Annotated in this window: 22 protein-coding genes; 12 read left to right on the top strand and 10 right to left on the bottom strand. The window is 71.4% G+C overall.

Annotated features, from left to right (window positions below; genetic code table 11):
• The coding region (locus tag GCU60_RS19955) for a hypothetical protein (protein WP_204262253.1) at positions 1-223 on the top strand (223 nt) is incomplete at its 5' end.
• A 40-nt stretch (positions 224-263) separates the two neighbouring features.
• Complete coding sequence (locus GCU60_RS17495) at positions 264-536, top strand: hypothetical protein (protein ID WP_163207614.1); 273 nt, start codon at positions 264-266, stop codon at positions 534-536.
• Positions 537-671: 135 nt separating this feature from the next.
• Here the strand turns inward: GCU60_RS17495 and GCU60_RS17500 are convergent, their stop codons facing one another.
• The 4 genes from GCU60_RS17500 to GCU60_RS21745 form a co-directional block, all read right to left on the bottom strand.
• Complete coding sequence (locus GCU60_RS17500; protein ID WP_163207616.1) at positions 672-1,211, bottom strand: hypothetical protein; 540 nt, start codon at positions 1,209-1,211, stop codon at positions 672-674.
• A gap of 576 nt (positions 1,212-1,787) precedes the next feature.
• A complete protein-coding gene (locus tag GCU60_RS17505; RefSeq protein WP_163207618.1) occupies positions 1,788-3,110 on the bottom strand; it encodes a PIN-like domain-containing protein in 1,323 nt (440 codons plus the stop codon).
• 173 nt (positions 3,111-3,283) lie between these two features.
• Positions 3,284-5,635, bottom strand: coding sequence for a S8 family serine peptidase (locus GCU60_RS20545; protein WP_204262254.1), 2,352 nt, complete (start codon positions 5,633-5,635; stop codon positions 3,284-3,286).
• A gap of 242 nt (positions 5,636-5,877) precedes the next feature.
• Positions 5,878-6,840 carry an AAA family ATPase gene (locus GCU60_RS21745; RefSeq protein WP_163207623.1) on the bottom strand — a complete coding sequence of 321 codons (963 nt, stop codon included), beginning with the start codon at positions 6,838-6,840 and terminating at the stop codon, positions 5,878-5,880.
• Positions 6,841-7,871: 1,031 nt separating this feature from the next.
• On the opposite strand from GCU60_RS21745, the gene GCU60_RS17520 reads away from it, so the two are divergent.
• The 3 genes from GCU60_RS17520 to GCU60_RS17525 all read left to right on the top strand — a co-directional run bounded on the left by GCU60_RS17520 (position 7,872) and on the right by GCU60_RS17525 (position 9,256).
• Complete coding sequence (locus GCU60_RS17520) at positions 7,872-8,057, top strand: helix-turn-helix transcriptional regulator (RefSeq protein ID WP_163207625.1); 186 nt, start codon at positions 7,872-7,874, stop codon at positions 8,055-8,057.
• Positions 8,058-8,146: 89 nt separating this feature from the next.
• Entirely contained in the window at positions 8,147-8,473 is a 327-nt protein-coding gene (locus GCU60_RS20555) for a hypothetical protein (protein ID WP_239521379.1), read from the top strand.
• Positions 8,474-9,256 (top strand): tyrosine-type recombinase/integrase, encoded by a 783-nt coding sequence (locus GCU60_RS17525; RefSeq protein ID WP_239521380.1) that lies wholly within the window; start codon positions 8,474-8,476, stop codon positions 9,254-9,256. It begins immediately after the preceding gene.
• Positions 9,257-9,286: 30 nt separating this feature from the next.
• On the opposite strand, the gene ychF is transcribed toward GCU60_RS17525, so the two are convergent.
• Positions 9,287-10,360, bottom strand: coding sequence for a redox-regulated ATPase YchF (gene ychF, locus GCU60_RS17530; RefSeq protein ID WP_163207627.1), 1,074 nt, complete (start codon positions 10,358-10,360; stop codon positions 9,287-9,289).
• Positions 10,361-10,402: 42 nt separating this feature from the next.
• On the bottom strand, positions 10,403-10,909 hold the full coding sequence (locus tag GCU60_RS17535; protein WP_163207629.1) for a hypothetical protein: 507 nt from the start codon (positions 10,907-10,909) through the stop codon (positions 10,403-10,405).
• Positions 10,910-11,031: 122 nt separating this feature from the next.
• Here GCU60_RS17535 and GCU60_RS17540 point away from each other — a divergent pair, with 122 nt between their 5' ends.
• From GCU60_RS17540 to GCU60_RS17550, 3 genes are all read left to right on the top strand, one after another.
• Complete coding sequence (locus tag GCU60_RS17540) at positions 11,032-13,335, top strand: MMPL family transporter (RefSeq protein ID WP_163207631.1); 2,304 nt, start codon at positions 11,032-11,034, stop codon at positions 13,333-13,335.
• A complete protein-coding gene (locus GCU60_RS17545; RefSeq protein WP_163207633.1) occupies positions 13,332-14,069 on the top strand; it encodes an LmeA family phospholipid-binding protein in 738 nt (245 codons plus the stop codon). Before GCU60_RS17540 ends, GCU60_RS17545 begins: the two co-directional genes overlap by 4 nt.
• Before the next feature lie 105 nt (positions 14,070-14,174).
• Positions 14,175-14,591 carry a hypothetical protein gene (locus GCU60_RS17550; protein ID WP_163207635.1) on the top strand — a complete coding sequence of 139 codons (417 nt, stop codon included), beginning with the start codon at positions 14,175-14,177 and terminating at the stop codon, positions 14,589-14,591.
• Positions 14,592-14,657: 66 nt separating this feature from the next.
• On the opposite strand, the gene GCU60_RS17555 is transcribed toward GCU60_RS17550, so the two are convergent.
• The 4 genes from GCU60_RS17555 to GCU60_RS17570 all read right to left on the bottom strand — a co-directional run bounded on the left by GCU60_RS17555 (position 14,658) and on the right by GCU60_RS17570 (position 18,692).
• Positions 14,658-15,407, bottom strand: coding sequence for a GAF and ANTAR domain-containing protein (locus tag GCU60_RS17555; RefSeq protein WP_163207637.1), 750 nt, complete (start codon positions 15,405-15,407; stop codon positions 14,658-14,660).
• Positions 15,404-16,186: a GAF domain-containing protein gene (locus GCU60_RS17560; RefSeq protein WP_204262255.1), complete on the bottom strand. Its 783-nt coding sequence runs from the start codon at positions 16,184-16,186 to the stop codon at positions 15,404-15,406. The genes GCU60_RS17555 and GCU60_RS17560 overlap by 4 nt, the downstream gene beginning before the upstream one ends.
• Positions 16,183-16,623: an STAS domain-containing protein gene (locus GCU60_RS17565; RefSeq protein ID WP_163207639.1), complete on the bottom strand. Its 441-nt coding sequence runs from the start codon at positions 16,621-16,623 to the stop codon at positions 16,183-16,185. Before GCU60_RS17565 ends, GCU60_RS17560 begins: the two co-directional genes overlap by 4 nt.
• A 203-nt stretch (positions 16,624-16,826) precedes the next feature.
• Positions 16,827-18,692 carry a putative bifunctional diguanylate cyclase/phosphodiesterase gene (locus tag GCU60_RS17570; protein ID WP_163207641.1) on the bottom strand — a complete coding sequence of 622 codons (1,866 nt, stop codon included), beginning with the start codon at positions 18,690-18,692 and terminating at the stop codon, positions 16,827-16,829.
• A 252-nt stretch (positions 18,693-18,944) separates the two neighbouring features.
• Between GCU60_RS17570 and GCU60_RS17575 the strand changes: the two genes are divergently transcribed.
• From GCU60_RS17575 to GCU60_RS17590, 4 genes are all read left to right on the top strand, one after another.
• On the top strand, positions 18,945-20,492 hold the full coding sequence (locus GCU60_RS17575; protein ID WP_239521381.1) for an AlkA N-terminal domain-containing protein: 1,548 nt from the start codon (positions 18,945-18,947) through the stop codon (positions 20,490-20,492).
• Complete coding sequence (locus GCU60_RS17580; protein WP_163207643.1) at positions 20,492-21,043, top strand: methylated-DNA--[protein]-cysteine S-methyltransferase; 552 nt, start codon at positions 20,492-20,494, stop codon at positions 21,041-21,043. Before GCU60_RS17575 ends, GCU60_RS17580 begins: the two co-directional genes overlap by 1 nt.
• A gap of 169 nt (positions 21,044-21,212) precedes the next feature.
• Positions 21,213-21,365 carry a hypothetical protein gene (locus GCU60_RS19960; protein WP_204262256.1) on the top strand — a complete coding sequence of 51 codons (153 nt, stop codon included), beginning with the start codon at positions 21,213-21,215 and terminating at the stop codon, positions 21,363-21,365.
• Between the two features lie 41 nt (positions 21,366-21,406).
• Positions 21,407-22,513, top strand: a complete 1,107-nt coding sequence (locus GCU60_RS17590; RefSeq protein ID WP_239521382.1) for a DNA recombination protein RmuC — start codon at positions 21,407-21,409, stop codon at positions 22,511-22,513.
• The last annotated feature ends 116 nt before the right edge of the window (positions 22,514-22,629 follow it).

Genomic DNA, 22,629 nt, shown 5'->3' on the forward strand with positions numbered 1-22,629 from the left:
ACATTCCGGCGCTCAGCGCCTGACCGAACCGAAGATCACGCGGAAGCCGTCACACACCACGCCAGCGGACTTGACCGTCAGCTGGTGGTTTCGCGGGGACGTGGTGCCCGATGCCGCCGCCTCCGCGGCGCAGCCCCCACCGCTGGCGCCCGAGGACTCCTGGGTCGGGTACCGGCTGCTGTCTGACCGGACTCCCACCGGCGGGCGAGGCGAGCTGGCGTGAGAGGGCGACGTTAGTGCCGATCGTGAGGATCGTCCTAGCCGTGCACACACTCCCGAGCAAGACACCCTCCACCACCTTCATCGATGTGCCCTACGAGGTAGTGCTGGAGGCGGCCCTGGGCCGCTTCGAGGACACCAAGATCAAGGTCGAGCAGCACGTGCTCCTCGGCGATCGCATCGTTGTCTCCTCCGCGAGCTTCGAGGGGTACTGGTACATCCCCAACGACCCCGTGCTCACTCGCAACGGCACCGTGCCCAGGGCGGTGTTCCAGCCGGACACCGCCGCGTCGTTCACCTACCACGGCACCCGCTGACGACCACATCGCCGCGGCCGCTGACTCGCGCCGGCGGCCGCGGCCAGACCCGGTGGACAGGCGATGACCGGAGGACCCGCGTCGCGGTCATCAACGCATCCGAGTCCGGAACCTGGCGCCACTACAAGTTTGGCATCACCACGGGTTTGGGGATTGGCCTGCCGAGTCGGACGCGCGGAGAGCGATGGTCAACTCGTCCGCCTGCTGCGTGACATCTTTAATTCTCCTGAGAGCGTCAGTCATCGACCTAGGCGCCTCGTCCGTCGGTAGGACTATTTCCCTCTTGGTCTTCGGATGGTGCTGAATCCAGTAATCAGCTTCGTTGCCATCAGCTTCCCTCCACGAGAGCAGTGCGTGCACGATTCTGTTCCGATCCTCTCGAGCGGTATGGAAACGCGGCACGAGAGCATCGAACTGATCGTTGAGGTCCTTTGCGGCCTTGATGATCGCCAGCATGCTTTCTGAGCTTCTGATCAGTTCACGCGCGTCACCCTCAGTCCGTGTGAGCTCAAGGGCGGCCTCGGTCATGCAGAGTTCAAGCAATACCGTGTCGGAGGCCACCTCGCCAACCAGTGGATAGAACCAGGCCGGCGGAGCGAGGTTTTCGTTGTACGCATCTGCTGCTGCGTCATACGCCGGGTCCGAGAAGGTGAGCGGATCGTCCACTGGCATCACCGGCTCATCGTGTCGCACCAGGCAAAGACGTGCACTCCAACCGGATCGTCGGCCGGTCCATCGCGGGTGCCCGGCTCGCGGTTGCGGGCGACGCTCACGACGTCGTCGCGGAACGAATCCGGGGTGTTCGATCTTGAACAGCTGGCGTTGACAACGCCCTCTGAGCAGCCGTTTTACAGTTGGACGCGCATGGTCGTTCAGGGGCGAAAGTGAACGTCCTGCGGACTTGCTGCAGACTGACCGAGCTGTCCGTTGCCGGCTGCCTGGCCGCGGCACCTCGATGCGTAGGAGCTGGTCGGTCAGACTCCGGCCGGCTGACGCCCGTCCGGGACGTCAGGTCCGCCCAGGTGTGGCTCGGAGGTAGAAGAGGCTCGGAACGTTGGCCGCGCTCAACGCCGTGACTCCGCGCGGGTTAGGCAGGAACGTTGGCCGAGCGGCCAGTCGTGCAGGTGCTCGCCGGCCCGCCTTCATGAGCTGCCCGGCCGGGAACGCCGGCCGGGCGCGACCGGCACCGTGCAGTCGTCGCCCGGGCGTCTCAGGCGCCGGCTTGGTCAACACGCCGCCTTGGAGCCGTGCTCAACGGTCGGTGCTGTCGGCAGACGGTCGTTCTTCGACAAGTTCCGGCGCGGAGAACCTGACCGCCTTGCCCGGTCCGTCGTACTCGGGCCGCAGGGCAGGCGCCGCCACAGGCGGCAGAACACCCTCGGCGATGAGCTGCCTGGTCGCCCTGGCGATGGGGCGCGTGAAGCCGGTCAACTTCGCGTCGGCCGGACGGCCGAGCAGCCCCAGGACGTCCGCGCGGCTCAGCAGGCCGGTGGGCGAATCGATGCCCCGCTCGATGACCAGCGCCCGGTCCTCGTAACCGTTCTCGCGGAGACGGTCCTGCAGCGCATCGAGCATGGCCCGGGTCCAGCTCCCGCCCACCGGCTCGTCGCCCGCCGCGTCGGCCGTGTCGAGCTCGTCTACCTGGTCAACCGTCCGCTCGCTCACCGGCGAGTCCGTGGTCTCGCCGAGCGCCTTGAGGAAGTCGGCCGTGAGGACGAGCCGCGCGCCCACACCAGCCTCGCGACGCATTTCGTCGACGAGCTCGAAGCGCGCGTTGATCGGCTCGTTGCGAGCGTCGAGCCGCCACCAGTCCTGCTTAGCGTCCTGCGTGACGATGACGACGTCCTTGCCGGCCCGCCTGGCGTGCTCGATGGTCTGCCGCCAGAGGAGGTAGTCACCGGCGCCCTCCTCCTCGTGCTCAGCTTTATGCGCGTCCTCGTACCCGGGCGGCACGCGACGCCGGAACCGGCTGGTCGCCTCCGTGACAGCAGCCGCGAACTCCGTCGGCCCGTACGCCGCGCCGACTCGACCGTTGTAGAGCTCGGTCAGCCTCGACAGGACGGTGTCGTGCTCGGGCGCGCTCAGCGCCGTCCTCCAGTTGAACGTCGGCTGATGTCCGGACGCGGCCTTGATCACGTCCTCGAGCGTCGACTCGAGCTGTTCGGTGAGGTCCTTCGCGGGAGCGGCTCCGATCTTGCCCTGACCGAGCCGGGTCAAAGACTTCTTCGCGTCCCGCAGCATTCTGCGCAGCTCGTTCGCCACTTCGTCCAGCGCGGCGTTCTCCCGCAGCACCGAATCGCGGTGGCGCCAGAACTCGCGCTGGACCTGAGCCGGCATGAACAGCGAGGAGGCTATCCCCTCAAGCGCGACCAGCAGCTCCTCGCGAGCCGCGTCCGGGCTCCGGTACAGGTTGAGCAAGACGTTCGTGTCGAGCACGACAGTCGTCTCCACCCAGTCGGCGGCGAACGCGTCCCCGCGCTGTTCCAAAAAGTGCTCGTAGCCAGCAGCGAGGCCACCGAGAGCCGGGACGGCTGCTGGGTCCTGCGCGTCGCTGGGGGGCGCTGGCGTGGTCATCGGTCAGTTTAGAACGCTGCGCCGCGCGCAGCAGCGCGACGCCACGCTCCCGCCGGGCACTTCCATGCGGGCGTCGCGGGAACCCTCACGACCACTCACACGAGCGCGCCCGGCGGGTCGACCAGCTGAGCGAGCGGAGGAAGCGGTGGCAAGAACGGTTAGTCCGAAGGTGGTCACCCACGCACTGCGGTAACTTGTGCAGCGGCCCGCTGGCGAAGCCGAGCCTGGAGCTGTTCCCGGACCTGGGCGTGGATGTCTGCCTGCACGGTGGCCGCTACCTCCAGAGAGACGGCAAGTCCGTACCGAACCGGCGCATCGAGCCTGCCGGCGTCCACGCGACAGTCAACGTCGACCGTGAGCGCGTCACCCGCGGCGAAGGCGACTGCAGCCGCACCTTCGAGAACCTCGTGCTGCACCGTTCCCTTGCGCACGGTCTGGTGCTGGGCCTGGACGCGCTTCACGCCCAGCTCTGTCTGTGGCGGCTGGAAGAAGAGCCGAGCCATGCGGTGCCGCTGCGTACGGGTGTTGACCGGGGACAGCCAGCCAAGGGTGACTGTCAGCCGGCGCCACTCGGTGGTGGCTGCTAATGCGGGCGGCATTGGGAAACTGAACCGGTGTCGTTGGTCCTTGGTGATGGACCCGGCTCCAAGCAGCACCACACGTGTGCGGCTGGCTGAAGCGACGTGGTGGGGATCGACAGCGCCGTAGCCGAGCATCTGGGTGATGTCTCGCCGCTCGGTACTGGTCTCCAGGTCCAATGCGTCCCGCAACGCCGTGCTCAGCGCGCCCCACGTCGCGGCATGGACCAGCAGTGTCTTGGCCAGCACGGGGTGGTACTGCGCATCAGGAAATGGGAACTCGCCTGCTCGGTCGGGGAGTCCTGCGAGAACATCAAAGATGTGACTGGCGGATCGGCTCGCCAGTGCTGTGGCGTTGCTCGTGCCATACAAGTACGCCGTGGCGTCCCGATCGCGACCTGGGGCGGCGACGAGCATGCCCGGCCCACGGGCGCTGGTCCTGGCTGGTGAAAGCGGAACCGTGGTGGACGTGACCGCAGGCGGCCGCTGGAAAAGACTGCGGCCGCCCGGCAGCAGAACCTCTGGCTTGACTGAGCGGCGATATCCGAAACCGACGGCGCTATACAGCGCGGGCATGCCGTCTTCCAACCCGTCAAGGACGGTGTCTGGCAGGTCGCCGGACCATGCATCCGCATGTAGGGCCCCGACGGTGACCACGTTGACTGCCTCGGCCGGCGCCAGCAAGCGGCGATGGAGCGCTCGATCCCGCCCGTCGGCAACGAGCACCCGTCCCAGCGAGCCAGGGTCGGAGATCGCGTCGGTTGGCACGGTTGTGGCGATGGGATGATTGCCCGCGCTTACGAGCACGAGAAGGTTGTAGCGGTGGGCCAGCCAGTCCAGTAGCTTCGCCATGGGGCTTAGCCGGCGCACGAAGACGCGGGCGGGATCCCCGATGGACAAGTTGACGATCCGCACGCTGGGGGCCGCTGGTGGTTGGTCACCATCGCCCTCGAACATTCGGTGAAACGCACGGTGGACGAGGTCAACCTGCAGCTGGTCTTGGATCACCGTCTCGCCGTTGCCGCTCGGGTGGGGCTCGAAGATGGGGCGGACGTACAGCCTTGCCGACAGCGGCGCCCGTGGCCTTCCCAGGTCGCCGTGGACGATCAGGGACGCCATAGCCGTCCCGTGCTGCTGCTGTGAGCTGACGTAGCGGGCCGCGATGTTGTCCGGGTCATCTAGTACTAATCGACCTGCGAGCGAGCTGTGGTTGGCGAGTGGAACTCCGTCGAGTAGCGCGACCCGCGGCGCGTCGCCCACAGGCCCATCGGCGACGGCCGGCGCAGGAGTATCGGCCGCAAGCTCCAGGCCAGGGATCGCCATCGGTTGAGCAGGTGCAACGAACATGATCGCGTCCGTCGTGAGTAACTCGATGGCGTGAGGCCCGTCAGTGAGCACTGCCTGGACCTCCCGGTGGGGCAGGTCGGCGAGCACACCGTGGTAGTCAATGCTGGCAATCGTGGAAGTGTGCACGACGGTGCCGCCGGCGTTTCCAATCAGGCGTGCCACCTCGGACTGGGCGGCGGCTCGCCGGGCCGGATCCGCACGGAACCAAAGCTCGATCTCGATGCGGACGCTGCTCCGGGCCCCGCCGATAGCTTGGAGCGTGTCCGCCCAGTCCTCCAAGAGACCCGTTTCCCGGACGCGGTCTTCGGGGCCCCAGCGCCGGATCTCCCGCAGCAGTGCAAATACTCTCCGCAACGGGTTGAGTCCCCGGGCGAACTTCTCCTCGGGGTCCGCCTCCCAGCGGTGGAAGAGTGCGATGAGTTGAGTGACCGCGCGCGCGTTGGTCATGATCATGTAGAGGGACTCGGGGACGGCCTTGTCGGTGCGGCCGTCTTTGCTGACCATGTGGAAGTCGGCGTCGGGGTCGACGTCCTCCTCCTCGTGCTCAGCGAGGAACTCGAGCCCGGGCACTCCGCTCACAGCGCGGGCGAACTCCTCCACGCTGCCGGCTAGATCGAAGACAACGACCAATTCGGGATCTGGGTCGCTGGCGGTTCTGCTCAAGGCGGCCCGGCCGGCTTGCATGGCGTCCTGAAGCGCGTCGAACTGTGGAGTGAGGCGAGCGCCCTGTCGCGCCGGCCCAGGCCCACGCGGGCTGGGTGGGACCGAGCGTGAACCGTCCGGAAGCGGGGGGATGGGACTGGCGTCTGGACCGCCGAAGGACAGCAGTGGACGTGGATCAGTCACTGGTGGGCCTGGCTGCGCCATTGCTCAAGCCGGGTCCGGACGATGCCGCCGAGGTCGCTGTCGGGCAGCGCCAGGACGTACCGACGCCGGATGTCCTGTGCGAACTGCTCGAGTTCGGCGTAACTGGCCCCTTTCAGGCGATCAGCCAGCGTGCGAGGCGCCAACCCAAGGTCGCCTCCCAAGCGAGCGCGCATCGATTCAAGGAACGCCGTCGCCTCAGCCCGGGAAGGCGCTTCTAGCGCCAGTCGAAGCTGGAAGCGGCGCCAGGCCGCACGGTCGAGCAACTCTCCATGGTTGGTCGCACAGACGACAATCACGTGCGGGGGCAACCTGTCGATCTGCAGCAGGAGAGTCGAGACCACTCGCTTGATCTCGCCCGTCTCGTGGTTGTCCGCCCGCTCCTTGGCGATCGTGTCGAACTCGTCGAAGAACAACACGCACCGTCGGGTACGGACGAACTCGAAAACGTGGTCCAGTCGACTGGTGGTCTCCCCCAGGAAACTCGACACGATGCCCTCGTAGCGCACGGCGTAGAAGGGCAGCATGCACTCGGCGGCGATCGCCTCAGCCAGGGACGTCTTGCCATTGCCGGGGGGCCCCTCCAAGAGCACTCGGTTCCGCGGCTCTATGCCGTGGCTCCGGAGAAGTTCCGCTCGGTGGTGTTCCTCAATTAGCTCGCCAGCCGCCGCCGCCACATGGCCATCGAGCTGTAGGGCAGAGAGCCTGCGTCGGGGCACAACCTCATGTAGCAGGTCGGCCACAGGACGCGCGCTGTCGTCCCTCGCCAGCAGCTCCGTCGAGCCAGACGTCGTGATGAGCTCTGATAGACGATCGGCAACCAGATGGTGCTGGTTGCTGCGCTCCTCCGCGATGATCGTCTCGACTAGGAGACGGAACCGTGAGCCGTCGCCACGGCGCTGCGCATCGACCAGGTCGATGAGCAAGTCCGATCGCGCCACGTTGCCTCCGCTGCCAGTGGGTCAGTTTGACTCTACGGGGAGGCCAGCAAGGCTTCCGATGAGTGCTTCGGCAGTCCGCGCCTGAGGTCGAGGCGAACCGCTCGGCCGGGTTCGAGGACTGCGCGGCGCATCTTGCGGGATCGGTACGACCAAAGCGGCTGGCACTGCAGGCGTCTCGCTCGCCCGGCCTCCAGGGACACCGCCCACCACGTGCCGCCACCACCAAAATGTTCGAGTCGCCGCGGCCCGGTGACGCGAGGCCCTCAACGCTGGATCCGCAGGAACACGAGGCGACACACCTGGTGCATCAAGGCGGCCCCATTCGTGGTGACAGGTAGGCGAACGTCTCCTCGGACGCTCAAGCCCATGGGCAGCAAGGGAAGCAGTGAGCACCGCGCTCGGCAGCGGGAGCGGGAACGTCGACGACGGCGACAGCCGAAACAAGCGTCCGAGCCGGAGCAGCAAGCCTCCGAGGCCCCGGTCCCGCACTCGCCAGCGAGCCAGGCACGACGGGCCTCCGCGATGACATGCGGGTGGTGCGGCGGACCGATCACCCTTCGGTCGCGGGGACCGATCCCGAAGTGGTGTTCGGCGACCTGCCGGCACCGAGCATGGGAGCAGTCCCGAGCGGCGGCCTCCGGTCGCGCCGCCGTCCAGATCGTCGAGCGGATCGTCGTCACCCCAGCAGCGGCACCGGTCGCAACGACGCCTCGGCGCGATGCCTGGATCGACCTCCTCGGAGAGCTGAGCCGCCAGCTCGACCGCGGCGTCGTCTACGACCGGGATCTACCGGGCCTGGCCCCCGCACTCGACGAGGCGCTGGCTGCCTTCAAACGCCGCCTTCGACACCGCTGACGTTCCCGGGTCCGCCAACCGTTAGGGGGTGACAAGCCGGGGTGACACTCCCCGACCGACCGAACAGCCATCAGGGATCGAAAGTTTCTTGGTCACCCCTGACAGCAATCGGCGCCCTTTGGCGCCTTCTCCCTCATGACGGGTGCGTGTCCGACCGCGAACGACGAGGAGAAGCCATGGTCGTCCGACTGCTGACCACCGAGGAGGTGGCCGACCGGTTCCGCACCAGCCCGGCCACCGTCCGCTACTGGCGCCACATCGGCATCGGCCCCGCCGGGGTGCGCGTCGGCCGCCGCGTGCTCTACGACGAGGCTGAGTGCGACCGCTGGTGGCAGAGCAAGGTCGCGAACAGCGACCGGTGATCCACAGGAGCCGGCCTACGGCGTAGCGCACTGTCGTCCACTCGCGGCAGGCTGGCTCCGGGGCGGCACTCCGGCGATCGAGGAGAGACATGGCGAGCATCGCGCGGCGCCCCGACGGCACGTACCGCCCCCGGTACCGCGACGCCGACGGCAAGGAGCACGCCCGGCACTTCAAGCGGAAGGCCGACGCCCAACGCTGGCTGGACGAGGTCACCGCCACCGTCGTCACCGGCACCTACGTCGACCCCAAGGCCGGCCGGATCACCCTCTCGGCGTTCTACGCCGTCTGGGCCGCCCGTCAGGTGTGGGCTCCCGGCACCGAGCTGGCCATGAGTCTCGCGGTGCGAACGGCGACCTTCACCGATGTCGAGCTCCGCCTGCTCCGCCGGTCGCACGTCGAGTCGTGGGTCAAGTAGATGACCGCGGCCGGCCTGGCCCCGGGCACCGTCCACACCCGGGTGCAGAACGTGCGCGCGGTGCTGCGCGGCGCCGTCCGCGACCGGGTGATCGCCACCGACCCCAGCGACGGGGTGACACTCCCCCGCCGCCGGCGCCGCGAACACGCCATGAGCATCCCCACGCCGCCCCAGGTCGGCGCACTGCTCACCGCAGCCGACGACCGGTTCGCCGCGTACATCGCCATCTGCGCCTTCGGCGGCCTCCGACTCGGCGAGGCGGCTGCGCTGCAAATCGGCGACGTCGCCTTCCTCCGGCGCCGAGTGGTCATCAGCCGGCAAGTCCAGCGAGGACCCGGCGGCACGGTCGAACTGCGGGCACCCAAGCACGGCTCGGAACGGACGATCGTCGTCCCCGACCGACTCCTCACCCTGCTCGCCGGGCACGTGGAGCAGCACCTGGCCGGCGGCGGTCCGGAACGCTGGCTCTTCCCCACCCCGACCGGCACCCCGCCACACCAGAACACCGTCGGCCACCTTTGGCGCAAGGCGACGTCAGCAGCCGGCCTGACGGGCTTGCGGCTGCACGTCCTGCGGCACTTCTTCGCCTCCGGGCTCATCGCCTCCGGATGCGACGTCGTCACCGTGCAGCGCGCCCTCGGGCACGCCTCGGCGACCACGACGCTGAACACCTATGGACACCTGTGGCCCGACGCGGAGGACCGCACCCGAGCCGCCACGGACGGTCTCATGTCCGCAGCACTCGACTTTTCTGCGGACTCTCTGCGGACCGGACGACGCTGACAAGCGCCTGACCAGCGGCTTCAGCAGCCGTCAGACGTTGAAGCGGAACTCCACGACGTCGCCATCGGCCATGACGTACTCCTTGCCCTCCATGCGGACCCAGCCCTTGGACTTGGCCTCGGCCATGGAGCCCGCTTCGACCAGCTGGTCGAAGCTGACGATCTCGGCCTTGATGAAGCCACGCTGGAAGTCGGTGTGGATGACACCGGCGGCCTGCGGTGCGGTCGCCCCGACCGGGATGGTCCAGGCGCGCGACTCCTTGGGGCCGGCGGTCAGGTAGGTCTGCAGTCCGAGGGTGCGGAAGCCGACCTTGGCCAGCTGGTCCAGGCCCGGCTCGTCCTGGCCGATGGAGGCCAGCAGCTCGGCCGCCTCCTCGGCGGGCAGCTCGATCAGCTCGGACTCGGTCTGCGCGTCCAGGAAGATCGCCTCGGCCGGCGCGACCAGGCCGCGCAGCTCGTCGAGCAGCTCGGTGTTGGCCAGCTCGTCGGCGTCGACGTTGAAGACGTACAGGAACGGCTTGGTCGTCATGAGGCTCAGCTCGCGCAGCGGCTCGGGGTCCACGCCGGCGGCGAACAGGGTGCGCCCCTCGTCGAGGATCTTCTGCGCGGCCTGCGCGGCGGACAGCAGCCCGGCGCGCTCCTTGTCCTTCTTGGCTTCCTTCTCCAGCCGCGGGACGGCCTTCTCCAGCGTCTGCATGTCGGCCAGCACGAGCTCGGTGTTGATGGTCTCGATGTCGTCGGCCGGGCTGACCTTGCCCTCGACGTGCACGACGTCGGGGTCGGTGAAGACCCGGATGACCTGGCAGATCGCGTCGCTCTCGCGGATGTTGGCGAGGAACTTGTTGCCCATGCCGGCACCCTCGCTGGCGCCGCGGACGATGCCGGCGATGTCGACGAAGGAGACCGTCGCCGGGATGATCTTCTGGCTGCCGAAGATCCCGGCCAGCGTGGCCAGCCGCGGGTCGGGCACGCCCACCACGCCCACGTTCGGCTCGATCGTCGCGAACGGGTAGTTGGCCGCCAGGACGTCGTTCTTGGTCAGCGCGTTGAACAGCGTGGACTTGCCGACGTTGGGCAGGCCGACGATCCCGATGGTGAGGCTCACGAGGATCCAGCGTACGGGCCGGTCGCAGCGCCGCGGCCGGGGTCAGTCGGTCGGTGACGCCGGGGCCTCCGACGCACCCGGGCTCCCGGGGGCGGCGGGGCCCTCCCCGGGCGACCGGGTCGGCAGCTGACCCACGACCTGGCAGTCCTCGATGTTCACCTGCAACCGTTCCTGGAGCGGTTGCAGCCGTCGGACGACCTCGTCGAGGCGAGCCGCGTTGATCTCGGCGATGGCCTCGCCGATGTCGTCGACGACCTCCACGGTGTCCTGCGCGGCGTTGATCGCCCGCAGGCAGGCGGCGTTCACCGCCAGTTCCCCGGTGACGCCTGCCGGCGAGCCGGGCGTCGCTGCCGCCGGCCCTCCCGGGGCGGACGTCCCGGCGGCGCCAGGAGCGGCGCTCGGTGGCACCGGCGTTCGCCCGGCCAGCAGGGCGATGGTGACCGCGCCGATGACCAGTCCCAGGAGGAAAACTCCCGTGAGCGCCCACCAGCGCAGTGCCCGACGCAGTACGCCGCCTGTCTCCGGTGACCTGGTGCCTTGCTCGGACATGGGCGCTCCTCGCGTCGAGCGGCGTCTCGTCGGGGCCCTTACCCTGCCAGTGCGGCGGCCAGACGGCGGCCCGGCGGGGAGGCCCAGGTGCGGGTGCCCGAGAGCAGAGCTCGGTCGCAGGCATGACCACCCCCGGGCCCCGACCGGCGCGCTCCTCGCCTCTCGCCGGCCTCGCGCGTGGCTACCGCTCGGCGGTGGTGACCGGTCGGTGGTTCGTGGTCGTCGGCTGGATCCTCGCCACCGTCGTCGTCTCCATGGCCCTGCCGACCTCCGGCGGAGGAGGCGGCGGCCGGATCGGCAGCCTGCTGCCGGCCGAGAGCGAAGCGGTGGCCACCCAGGCGCGCAGCCTGGCGTCGTTCCGCGTACCGGTGCTGTCCGAGACCTCCGTGGTCGTCCACGACCCCGACGGCCTGAGCGTCCTCACCCGCGCCGACATCGCACTGTGGGCGCTCACCTACACCGAGGCCTACCTCGACGGCACCGCGCCGTCGGGCGACGGCAACATCGTGGCCGCCATCCCCATCCCCACCTCGTCACCCACGACGGCGGTCACCTACCTGTACGTCACCGGCGGGACGTCGCTCAACGCCACCGCAGCGCTAGCCCAGCAGTACGCGGCGCACTTCGACAACCAGCCGTCCGTGCAGACCTACGTCACCGGCGTGGTCCCAGCCCAGGTGCGGCAGGCGTTCTACCTGCAGTCCCGCATCCACATCTTCGAGATCGCGACGCTGGTGCTGATCGCGATGGTGGTCGGCCTGGCCTTCCGCTCCGTCGTCGCACCCTTCGTCGTCCTCCTCACCGCAGGCCTGGGCTACCTGGTCGCGATCCGGAGCCTGGGGCTGCTGGCCTCGTCACTCGGCTTCGCGCTGCCCGACCAGTTGCAACCGCTGATCGCCGCCCTGCTCATCGGCGTCATCACCGACTACTGCGTCCTCTTCTTCTCCGGCATGCGCCAGCAGCTCGAGCGGGGTCGCCCCCGGCTGGCGGCCGCCCGCGAGGCCACCCGGGTCGAGGCGCCCATCATCGCCGTCGCCGGCATCACGGTCGCCGCGGGGACTGCGGCGCTGCTCGCGGCCGACTTCGAGCTGTTCCGGGCGTTCGGCCCCGCGCTGTCGCTCACCGTGGTCGTGGGGGTGCTGGTCTCGCTCACCCTCGTGCCGGCGTTGATGGCGATCCTCGGGGGGCGCCTGTTCGCACCGGGCGGCTCACGTCTGTCGCGGGAGAAGGCCGGGCGCGGGGTGGGGACGCTCGTCCGGATCATCGTCGACCGGCGTGGGGCCGCGGTCGCCGCCGCGCTCAGCGTGGCGTTCCTCGCGCTCGCCGCACTGCCCCTGACGAGCCTCCGCCTGGACCTGTCGTTCACCGGAGGCCTGCCCGCGGGCGACCCGGTGGCCCGCGGGGCAGAGGTCCTGGAGGAGGCCGGGCTCCGCGGCGTGGAGGCGCCCACCGAGATCCTCGTGGAGGAGCCAGGGGTCGCCGACCGTCGCGACGACCTCGCACGGCTGCAGGACGCCATCGCCGCCCAGCCCGGGGTGGCGGAGGTGCTCGGTCCCGCCCAGAACCCGCTTCCCGACAACTACGGCGTCGTCTTCTCCGCCGACGGGGACACGGCGCGTTTCGTGGTGATCCTGGACAGCGACCCGCTCGCCGCGCCGGCCATCGACGACCTCCGGGCACTGGACTCCCGGCTCGGGGTGCTCGCCGCCGAGGCCGGCCTCGGCGACGCGACCGTCTCCCTCACCGGCCAGACCGCGATCGCCGGGGAGCTGGCCGAGCTGACCGAGGACAACCTGCGACTGACGCTGCTGGCGGCGCTGGCGGTCGAGCTGGTCATCCTCGTCGCCTACCTGCGCGCGCTGCTGGCACCGATCGCCCTGCTGATCACCAGCGCGCTGGGTGTGGCGGCGGCCCTGGGGCTGACCGTGGTCGTGTTCCAGTACCTGCTCGGCGACCCCGGGATCACCTTCTACGCACCGTTCGCGACGGCGGTGCTGCTGGTGGCCCTCGGCTCGGACTACAACGTCTTCGCGGTCGGCTCCATCTGGGAGGCGGCCCGCCGGCTCCCGCTCAGCCGGGCCATCGCCGTCGCGATGCCGAGCACCGCCCGGGCGATCAGCGCCGCGGGCCTCATCCTGGCCACCACCTTCGCCATGGTCGGGATCATCCCGCTGGACACCTTCCGACAGGTGGCCTTCACCATGGCGGTCGGCCTGCTCCTGGACACCTTCCTCATCCGGCCGGTGCTCACACCCGCCGTACTCGTGCTGCTCGGTCGCGCCGCGAGCTGGCCGAGCCGGAGGGTGCGCACCGAGACCGTGTCCGCCGACGAGCTGCGGCGCACCGCCCTGGCAGCGGCCCGCGACCCGAGTGGCAGCACCGGCAGCGGTGAGGCGCTCGAGCTGGCCGAGGTGACGAGGCGATGAACGTCCTCTCGGCCCTCCGGATCCGGATCTCGACCGCGGTGCTCGCCGCCAGCGTCCTGCTGGGCACGGCCCTGCTGCTGTGGGGCGCCGACGCCCTCGCCCGGTGGACCGCGGAGAGCTATGTGGCCAGGCAGGTCCAGGCGCTCACCGGCGTGCTGGAGCTCCCGGCGGTCGAGGTCCACGGCACCTTCTTCCTGCCGCAGGTGCTCAGCGGCCGGTACGAGCACGTGGAGATCGCCGTCGAGGACCTGCGCTCGGGCCCGCTGCGGCTCGAGCGCATGACGGCGGACCTCAGCGGCGTGCACGTCTCCTTCGCCGACCTCGTCGGGCAGGACGTCGTCCCGATCTACATCGAGGAGAGCGAGGAGCGCGCCACCCTCACGTTCGAGGACCTCAACCACTACCTCGACGCCACCGGGCGACCGGTCAGGGTCGAGAGCGCCCCTGCCGGCGAGGTGCTGCTGACCGGGACGGTGGAGGTCTTCGGCCGGGAGGTGTCGGCGTCGTCCCGTGTCGTCGTCGGCGCCGACGACGGCAGCCTGTCGGTCCGGCCGACGGGGCTGGAGACGGGCACCGTCCTCGACGCGGCCGGCCAGGCCCTCCTGCGCCAGCGGTTCACCTTCCTGGTGCCCATGGACCCGCTGCCCTTCGGTCAGCGGATCGAGGGGATCACCACCGGCGAGACGGCCTTCGAGATCGAGGCCGGTGGCGACGGGTTGCTCGTCGAGCCATGACCCCCGCGGAACCCCTCCCGCACCCCCGGTCAGGGTTGATGACAGGTGTGTGGCGATTGCCCTCGACGGCCGCTCCTGTGACCTGGATCACCCTAGCCTGGAACCATGGGTACCAGACACAGCCGAAGATCAGCGATCGTCCTCGCCGGCGGCCTCCTCATCGCTCCCCTGGCCGCGTGCTCGGGCGCCGAGGAGAACACCGGCTCATCGGTCCTCCCGAGCGCCAGCGAGGGGGTCGAGTCGGCCACCTCCGCGGCGGCGTCGGCCGCTGAGGACGCCAACGCGGACGTGGACTGCTCCGGGACCTCCTGCACCGTGTCCCTGAGTCCCGACGCCGCGGAGGTCGAGGTGCTCGGCACGCGGCTGGCCTACGAGGGCGTCCAGGACGGCGAGGCCACCATCGCGGTCGGCAACAGGACCGTGACCTGCGCGGAGGGCGAGTCGGTCGAGGCCGGTCCCCTGACGCTGGAGTGCACGACGGTCTCCGAGGAGAGCATCTCCATGACGGCTTCGCTCGGCTGACCCGAGCGGCCCGACGAGCACCGCTCGGCGGACGACGGCGACCGGACGGACGCCGCGACGGCCAGGTCAGCTCCGGCCGGCGCCCCGGGCGTGCGCGAGCAACTGCTGGGCGGGCAGCGCACGCGTCACCACCGCCTCCGCGACGGCGGTCAGCCGCAGGTTGTGGTCGCGGGCGTACCGCCGCAGCGCCGCGAAGGCCTCGTCCATCTGCAGCGACCCCTTCTGGGCGAGGACCCCCTTCGCCTGCTCGAGGACGATCCGGCTCTGCAGCGCCGCCTGCAGCTGCTCGTTCACGGTGCGCTGGTCGGACTTCACCTTGTCCTGCACGATCGCGACGCTCGCGACGTCGGCGAGCGCCTGACCGAGCGACAGGTCGTCGGGGTCCAGCGCCCCCGGGGACGTCCCGAACAGGCCGAGGGCCCCGAGGACCTGGTCGCGCAGACGCATCGGCAGCGCGTGGACGCTGGCGAAGCCGGCCCCGAGCGCGGCCGGAGCGAACTGCGGCCAGCGCTCCGCCTCGGTGCGCAGATCCGGCGCGCTGACCGGGGCGCCGTCGAGGTAGCAGTCCCGGCACGGGCCGTCGGCGCGCTGCACCTGGAAGACCTCGAGCTGCCGCGTGCGCTCCGTCGACGCCGCCATGACGTGCAGCACCCCGCGATCGTCGGCCAGGAGCAAGCCGGCCGACGCGATGCCGAGCAGGTGCGCGCAGTCCTCCGTCAGCTCGCTCAGCAGGTCGACGACGTCGTGGCCCTTGGCCAGGCTGCTGGCCAGCCGGACGAACGAACCGGTGATGTCCCGCTCGCGGGAGTCGCTCATCCGGGCTCCCTTCGAGGGCCACCCGGCTCGAGCCAGTCGTCCGGGTCCAGGGAGACCCGTCCCTCCAGGATCGCCCAGGCCGTGTCGGCTGCGGTCATGTCGTGGGCGAATGCGTACGCGCGCAGCCGCAGCAGTGCCTCGGTCTGCCCCACGTCCAGCGCCCCGATGAGCATGCCGGTCGCCTGGTAGACCTCGATCCGCGACAGCGACGCGAGCTGCTCCCAGCCGTCGCCGCCCTGCGCGGCGACGTCCCAGTCGAGGTCCGAACCCATCAGGTCCATGAGCGGCAGGGCAGCCAGCTCGGCGGCGAGCAGCCCGCCGGTGAGCGCCGCCGCACCCAGCGTCCCGGCGGAACGCCGGAACAGGTCGAGGGCGCCGATCGGCTTGGAGGCGATCGTGACCGGCAACGCGAACACGGCGTTGATCCCCGAGCGCACCAGGGCGCCGGCGAAGGCGGGCCAGCGGGTCTCGGCGGGATCGCCCAGGTCCGCGACCAGGACCGGCGCCCCCTGCCGCACGGCGTCCAGGCACGGGCCCTCGCCGAAGGTGAACTGCAGCTCGTCGAGCTGCCGGCTCGTCTCTCCGCTGGAACCGAACGTCCCCTGCGTGCTGCCCTCATGGGTCAGCGAGACCGAGGCACCGTCCACCTCGAGCAGCCGGACGCAGGCCCGGCAGAGCAGGTCGGCCGCCGCCAGCGCGGTGTCGGCGCCGGCCATGGCCGTGGCCAACGCCGCGCGGAGCTCCTCGCCGTCGCTGATGTCGCCTCCTCCTCGGGTCACCCCGTGCCGGAACTCTCCCACGGCCGCCCCTGGCTCGGGGCGGATTCCACGACGAGGGATCCCCGGCGGGCGGCGGACCACCACACGAGGTCCTGCCTCCCCCCGGTCGAGAGGCGGTCCGGGAAGGAGGCGTGCAGCCACGCGAGCTGCCCCGACATCCCGCGCACCGTCACGTCGATGCCGAATCCCCGGGCCGCCTCGACGGCTTGGTGCAGGGCGCCGAGGCCGCGCAGGTTGCAGAACGTCAGGCCACCGAGCTCGAGGGTCAGCCGCTCGACCGGGGGACCGAGTGCGTCGAGGACCTGGTCGAGGAGCCGGTCGGCCGTCGTCCAGTCCGCCTCCCCCGCCACGACGATCACCAGGTCCCCGCCGGGCGGCGAGGCAGTGACGGACAGCGGGGAGAAGGGCAGGCGCTTCGGCGGGGGGAACGGATGCACGGTCGTCTCCTGGTCATCGCATGCGGGCGAGCGTCACCAGGGGCCGGAGCAACAGCGCCGTCGATGCGGCGATGGGCGCAACGCTACGGCGAGCGACGGGCCCTGTCAGCACGTCGGATGCCGCCATGGCGGCGCCGCGCCGTTTCTGCCGCGCCGCGCCCGCCCGGCTCACCGTCTGTCATCGCGCGGGCGCGGTCGCGCGATCACGACGCGCTCGACCGCCGGACCGACCGCGGCGGGCGCAGGTCCCGGCCACCGCGGAGCAGGTCGCGGACGTCCGGAGCGGGCAGCGGTCGGCTGTAGAGGAAGCCCTGCGCGAGTTCGCAGCCGATCCCGGTGACGACGTCGTGCTGCTCCCGGCGCTCGACGCCCTCCGCAGTGACGTGCAGGCCCAGGGCGTGCGCCAGATCGCTGACCGCCGCCACGATGGCGGCGCCCGACGGGTCGTGCCCGATGTCCGCGACGAACCCCTGGTCGATCTTGATGGCGTCCACGGGGAAGCGTCGCAGGTAGCCCAGCGAGCAGTACCCCGTCCCGAAGTCGTCCAAGGTCAGCCGGACCCCGAGCGCCTTCAGGTCGACCAGCACCGCCGTGTCGCGGCTGCCGTCCTCGATGAAGATGCCCTCCGTCAGCTCCAGGACGAGGGCCGCGGGATCCATCCGGGTCCGCTCCAGGACGTCGGCGACGACGTCGGCGAAGCTCGGATCCATGAGCTGACGGACCGACACGTTCACCGACACGTCCAGCGGCTGGTCGGGGTGCTCGGCGAGCCAGCGGCCACGATCGGCGCAACTGCGCTCCAGCGCCCAGGCGCCGATCTCCCGGATCAGGCCGTTCTGCTCGGCGATGCCGACCGTGGTCAGCGCCGGGACCTTCCCGTGCTCGGGGTGGGCCCAGCGCAGCAGCGCCTCCACCCCGACGACGGAGCCGTCGCCGGTACGGACGATCGGCTGGTACGCCAGGTCCAGGTGCCCGGCCGCCAGCGCGGTGCGCAGGTCGCGGTCCAGCCGGTCGCGGTCACCGGCCACGTTCGCGCCGCGCAGGTCGAGCACCTGGTGGGTGGCGCCCCCCATGCGCTTGGCCTGGTACATCGCGAAGTCGGCGTGGGTGATCAGCTTGTCGGTCACCCCCTCCCCCGGTCCGGAGTAGGCGATGCCGACGCTCACCGAGCAGGCGATCTCCTGATCGGCCACCACGAAGGGGACGGTGAACGCCTCGCCGACCCGGGCGGCCAGGCGCAGCACGTGGGCGACCTCCTGCAGGTCCTCGCACAGGATGACGAACTCGTCGCCCGACACCCGGGCGAGCGTGTCCCCGGGGCGCACGACCTCCGACAGCCGGCGGGCCACCGCCACCAGCAGCTCGTCCCCGATGCGGTGCCCGTATGTGTCGTTGACCCACTTGAACCGGTCGAGGTCGGCGAACAGCACGGCAGCCTGGGTGCGCGACCGGTGGGCGCGCTGGGCGGCGTGCTCGATCCGCTGCTGCAGCAGCGCACGGTTCGGCAGCCCGGTCAACGCGTCGTGCAGCGCACTGGCGCGAAAGCGGTCGGAGACCTCCAGGGCCTCCTGACGCGCCTGCGCGTTGAGCAGGTATGCCGCCGCGACGTCGGCCAGGGTCTGGGCAGCCGCCGTGTCCCTCGGGTCCAGCACCCCGGCCCGGTCCCGGTACAGGTCCAGCGCTCCGAGCCGTCCGTCGCCGTGCCGGAGCGGGAACGCGAAGACCGCCTGCACCCCTGCGGCCAGCGCCGTGGGGATGAAGTCGACGAAGCGACCGTCGCGCCGCAGGTCGGGGACCGACACGGCCTCGCCGGTCTCGTAGGCGGCCAGACACGGACCGTGTCCCAGCTCGGTCTGCAGCTGCTCGAAGGCGAGCGCGTCGGCGTCGGACGCCGCGACGTAGTGCGGGGCCGCGCCGGGTGAGATCAGCGTGACACCGGCCGCCGTGACGTCCAGGACGTCGACGATCCGCTCGACCAGGTGGTCCAGGATCCCCTGGATGGGGAAGTCCGTGGTCAGGGTGCGAGCGAAGTCGCTCAGCACCGACGACAGCGTGTCCTCGTCGACCATGCCGCCCCCAGCCCGCGGTGAACTCACCCCGCGGGATCTGGACGGGACACGCCGGTGGACGTGCTGGGCAGGACGATACGGGGCCGACCGTCGCGACTCCATTCCGGCTCGGTCCGGCCCGGCACCCCTCGCGCCCTGCGCAGGACCGCACGGCGGGACGGGCGAGCGCCGTCGGCCGGCGTCGGGAGCGGCGTCACGGCGACGTCCGAAAACCGCCAGAAGTCATCGTCCCCCACTGGCATGCTCGTCGGCATGAGCGAGTTCCTGGACCACGAGCGCTGCTACCGCGCCGTCGCCGGCCGGGACGCGCGCTTCGACGGCTGGTTCTTCACCGCCGTGCGCACCACGGGCATCTACTGCCGGCCGTCCTGCCCGGCCCGCACCCCGCTGGCCCGCAACGTCTCCTTCTTCAGCACCGCGGCGGCCGCGCAGGGCGCCGGTTTCCGCGCCTGCCGCCGCTGCCGGCCGGACGCGGCACCCGGGTCTCCGGACTGGGACGTCCGCGCCGACGTCGTCGCCCGCGCCATGCGCCTGATCGCCGACGGTGAGGTCGAGCGGTCCGGCGTCCCGGGCCTCGCCGCCCGCCTCGGCTACTCCGAACGGCAGCTGAACCGGCTGCTGGTGGGCGAGCTGGGCGTCGGACCGCTGGCCCTGGCCCGGGCGCAGCGGGCCCAGACCGCGCGGCTGCTGATCGAGACCACGGACCTGCCGATGGCCGACGTCGCCTTCGCGGCCGGCTTCGCCAGCATCCGGCAGTTCAACGACACCGTCCGCGAGGTCTTCGCGCTGACACCCACGGAGCTGCGCCGCAGCCGCCGCGCCGCCCCCGGGGGGCAGCCCGGCTGGCTCAGCCTCCGCCTGGCGGCCCGGGCCCCGTACGCGGCCGACGAGGTCCTGCTCTTCCTGGGCGCGCACGCCGTGCCGGGGCTCGAGGAGTGGGACGGGACGACGTTCTCCCGGGTCCTCGACCTGCCGCACGGCCCCGCCGTCGTGCACCTCTCCCCCGCGGCCGACGGCGCGGCCGCCGTGACCGCGCGACTCCGGCTCACCGAGCTGCGCGACCTCGGGGTCGCCGTCAGCCGGTGCCGGCGGATGCTCGACCTGGATGCCGACCCGGCGGCCGTGGACGACGTGCTGGGCGCCGACCCCGCTCTGGGCCCACTCGTGGCCGGCGCACCCGGACGCCGGGTCCCCGCCTCGCCCGATGCCGACGAGCTCGCCGTGCGCGCCGTCCTCGGGCAGCAGGTGTCGGTCGCCGGCGCCCGCACCCTCACCGCGCGACTGCTGACCGCGGCGGGTACGCCGCTGCCGGAGCCGGTGGGCACGCTGACGCACGCCTTCCCCCGGCCGGAGGCCCTGGCCGACGCCGACCTGACCGCGGTGGGGCTCACCGGTGCGCGGCGCCGGACGGTGCACGCGCTGGCCACCGCGCTGGCCGACGGCGCGGTGACCCTGGGTCCGGGTGCGGAGCGCACCCAGGCCGAGCGGGAACTGCGTGCGGTGCCCGGCATCGGCCCGTGGACCGCCGCGCTCGTGGGACTGCGCGGGCTGGCCGACCCCGACGTCTGGCTGCCCGGTGACCTCGCCCTGCGCAGGTCGCTGGCGGCCCTCGGCAGCAGCGACACCGCCGCCGCCACCCGCTGGCGCCCGTGGAGCTCCTACGCCGTCCTGCACCTCTGGGCGCTCGCCGTGCCTTCCTTGTTCACCCGCCCATCCCCGCCCACCACCTGCCCGGGCCTCCCCTCCCCCCGCCCGACCACAACCCGCACCCCCGCACCCGACCTCTCCAGGAGCGCGTGATGATCGCCCTGCTCGACCCCGGTGCCCCGCGCGTCCGCTACGCGACGGTGGCCACGCCGCCCGGCCCGTTCACCGTCGTCGTCGGCGAGGACGCCGACGGCCGCGACGTCGTCCTCGCCAGCGGCTGGACGGCGGAGCTCGGCGAGCTCTGGCCGGTGATCCACCGCTCGCTGCGACCCAGCGGCGCCGACGAGGACCCCCGGCTGCCCGTCCTCACCGCCGTGGAGGCCTTCGTGGCCGGTGACGTCACGGCGATCGACGGCGTGCCGGTGGCGCAGCGCTCGGGCCCCTTCCTCGAGGAGGCCTGGCAGGTGCTGCGCACGGTGCCCGCGGGTCAGCCCGACACCTACGCGGCCTTCGCCGCCCGCTGCGGCCGGCCCGCCGCCGTGCGGGCCGCGGCGAACGCCTGCGCGCGCAACGCCGCCGCGCTGTTCGTGCCCTGCCACCGGGTGCTCGGCTCCGACGGCGGGCTGGGCGGCTTCCGCTGGGGAACTCCGGTGAAGCGCTGGTTGCTCGACCACGAGACGGAGCACGCTCCGCTCGCCGCCTGACCCGACCAGCTCGAGGAGCGGAGCCCATGTTCGCCGTCATCTACCGCTGGCGCCTGAAGCCGGGGCACGAGGAGTCGTTCACCCGCGGCTGGGAGCTCGTGACCCGGGCCATCCATGAGACCTGCGGCAGCTACGGCTCCCGGCTGCACCGCGGCGACGACGGCACGGGGTGGCCTACGCGCGGTGGCCGGACGCCGCGACCCGGGACCGGTGCGACCACGCGGAGGCCGACGGCGAGCGGCTCATGGCCGAGGCCGTGGCCGAACGGCTGCCGACGATCACGATGACCGTGGAGTCCGATCTCCTGGCCGAACCGGCCTGACCTCACCGGTTCTGTCGGACCCCTCCGGCACCCTCCCGGACATGGACGCCGCTTCCCTGCTCCTCGGACTCCTCCTCGGGGCGCTGCTGGCCACCGCCGTCACCCTCGGCGTGGTCACCCTGCTGGCCCGTCGCCGGCCCGAGGACACCGGCCTGGAACCGGTGCACGAGTCGCTGGACCACCTCCACCGGCTGCTGGCCGGCATGGAGCGGGCCCGCGCCACCGCCCACGGGGAGCTGCGGGAGCAGATGGGCACGGTCGGCCAGGCCTCGGCGCAGCTCAAGCACGAGACGGCCGCGCTGGTCACCGCGCTCCGCACGCCGCACGTGCGCGGCCGCTGGGGGGAGGTGCAGCTGCGCCGGGTCGTCGAGGTGGCCGGCCTGCTCGAGCACTGCGACTTCGTGGAGCAGCCGTCCGGCACCAACGACGCCGGCGCCGGCGTGCGCCCGGACCTGGTGGTCACGCTGGCCGACGGGCGCCAGGTCATCGTCGACGCGAAGGTGCCGTTCACCGGCTACATCGAGGCGGTCCAGGCCGACGACCGCGCGGTGCGGGCCGAGCGCGTCACCGCGCACGCCCGCCAGCTGCGCACGCACATCGACCAGCTGGCCGCCCGCCGCTACCCGACCGCCTTCCGGCCGGCTGCGCCCTTCACCGTCCTCTTCGTCCCGTCCGACGGCTTCCTCACCACCGCCCTGGAGGCGGAGCCCGGGTTGCTCGAGTACGGCTTCACCCGCGACGTCGTGCTCGCCACACCCAGCACCCTGCTGGCCCTGCTGCGCACGGTCGCCTACTCCTGGCGCCAGGAGCGGCTGGCCCGCGACGCCGACCAGGTGCTGGAGGTGGGCCGGCGGCTGCACGCCCGGCTCAGCACGCTGTCCGGGCACCTGACCCGCCTGGGGTCCGCACTGTCGACCACGCTCACCCGCTACAACGAGACGGTCGGCTCCTACGAGCGCTCGGTGCTCACCGCGGCCCGCCGGTTCGACGACCTGGGCGTGGCCGAGTCCCCGGTGCCCGAGCCAGCCCAGGTGGAGGCGACCGTGCGGACGCTGCGTCCGGTGGAACTCCCCGGCCCCGACGAGCCGTTCGGCCCCCCGCCCCTCTTCGACGACCTGGATCAGGAGCGCGACGGCACATCTGGCTAAACGGTTCGTCGCCGGCCGACTCCGGGGACTGGCAACTCGTTCGCACCGCGTGTCCCAACCATCACTCCCTGTCGCTGGATCACCACTGGACGCGGACGACGCGGCGACGTCCTACG

Origin of the sequence: Blastococcus saxobsidens (assembly GCF_010682065.1) — a bacterium.
GTDB classification, from domain to species: Bacteria; Actinomycetota; Actinomycetes; order Mycobacteriales; family Geodermatophilaceae; genus Blastococcus; species Blastococcus saxobsidens_B.

What these genes read in the sequence shown, in the direction of transcription:
- GCU60_RS17505 (WP_163207618.1), bottom strand. Translation starts at nt 3,110, where the DNA reads ATGACCACGCCAGCGCCCCCCAGCGACGCGCAGGACCCAGCAGCCGTC.
- GCU60_RS17520 (WP_163207625.1), top strand. Translation starts at nt 7,872, where the DNA reads ATGGTCGTCCGACTGCTGACCACCGAGGAGGTGGCCGACCGGTTCCGC.
- GCU60_RS20555 (WP_239521379.1), top strand. Translation starts at nt 8,147, where the DNA reads ATGGCGAGCATCGCGCGGCGCCCCGACGGCACGTACCGCCCCCGGTAC.
- GCU60_RS17525 (WP_239521380.1), top strand. Translation starts at nt 8,474, where the DNA reads ATGACCGCGGCCGGCCTGGCCCCGGGCACCGTCCACACCCGGGTGCAG.
- GCU60_RS17535 (WP_163207629.1), bottom strand. Translation starts at nt 10,909, where the DNA reads ATGTCCGAGCAAGGCACCAGGTCACCGGAGACAGGCGGCGTACTGCGT.
- GCU60_RS17540 (WP_163207631.1), top strand. Translation starts at nt 11,032, where the DNA reads ATGACCACCCCCGGGCCCCGACCGGCGCGCTCCTCGCCTCTCGCCGGC.
- GCU60_RS17545 (WP_163207633.1), top strand. Translation starts at nt 13,332, where the DNA reads ATGAACGTCCTCTCGGCCCTCCGGATCCGGATCTCGACCGCGGTGCTC.
- GCU60_RS17550 (WP_163207635.1), top strand. Translation starts at nt 14,175, where the DNA reads ATGGGTACCAGACACAGCCGAAGATCAGCGATCGTCCTCGCCGGCGGC.
- GCU60_RS17555 (WP_163207637.1), bottom strand. Translation starts at nt 15,407, where the DNA reads ATGAGCGACTCCCGCGAGCGGGACATCACCGGTTCGTTCGTCCGGCTG.
- GCU60_RS17570 (WP_163207641.1), bottom strand. Translation starts at nt 18,692, where the DNA reads ATGGTCGACGAGGACACGCTGTCGTCGGTGCTGAGCGACTTCGCTCGC.
- GCU60_RS17575 (WP_239521381.1), top strand. Translation starts at nt 18,945, where the DNA reads ATGAGCGAGTTCCTGGACCACGAGCGCTGCTACCGCGCCGTCGCCGGC.
- GCU60_RS17580 (WP_163207643.1), top strand. Translation starts at nt 20,492, where the DNA reads ATGATCGCCCTGCTCGACCCCGGTGCCCCGCGCGTCCGCTACGCGACG.
- GCU60_RS17590 (WP_239521382.1), top strand. Translation starts at nt 21,407, where the DNA reads ATGGACGCCGCTTCCCTGCTCCTCGGACTCCTCCTCGGGGCGCTGCTG.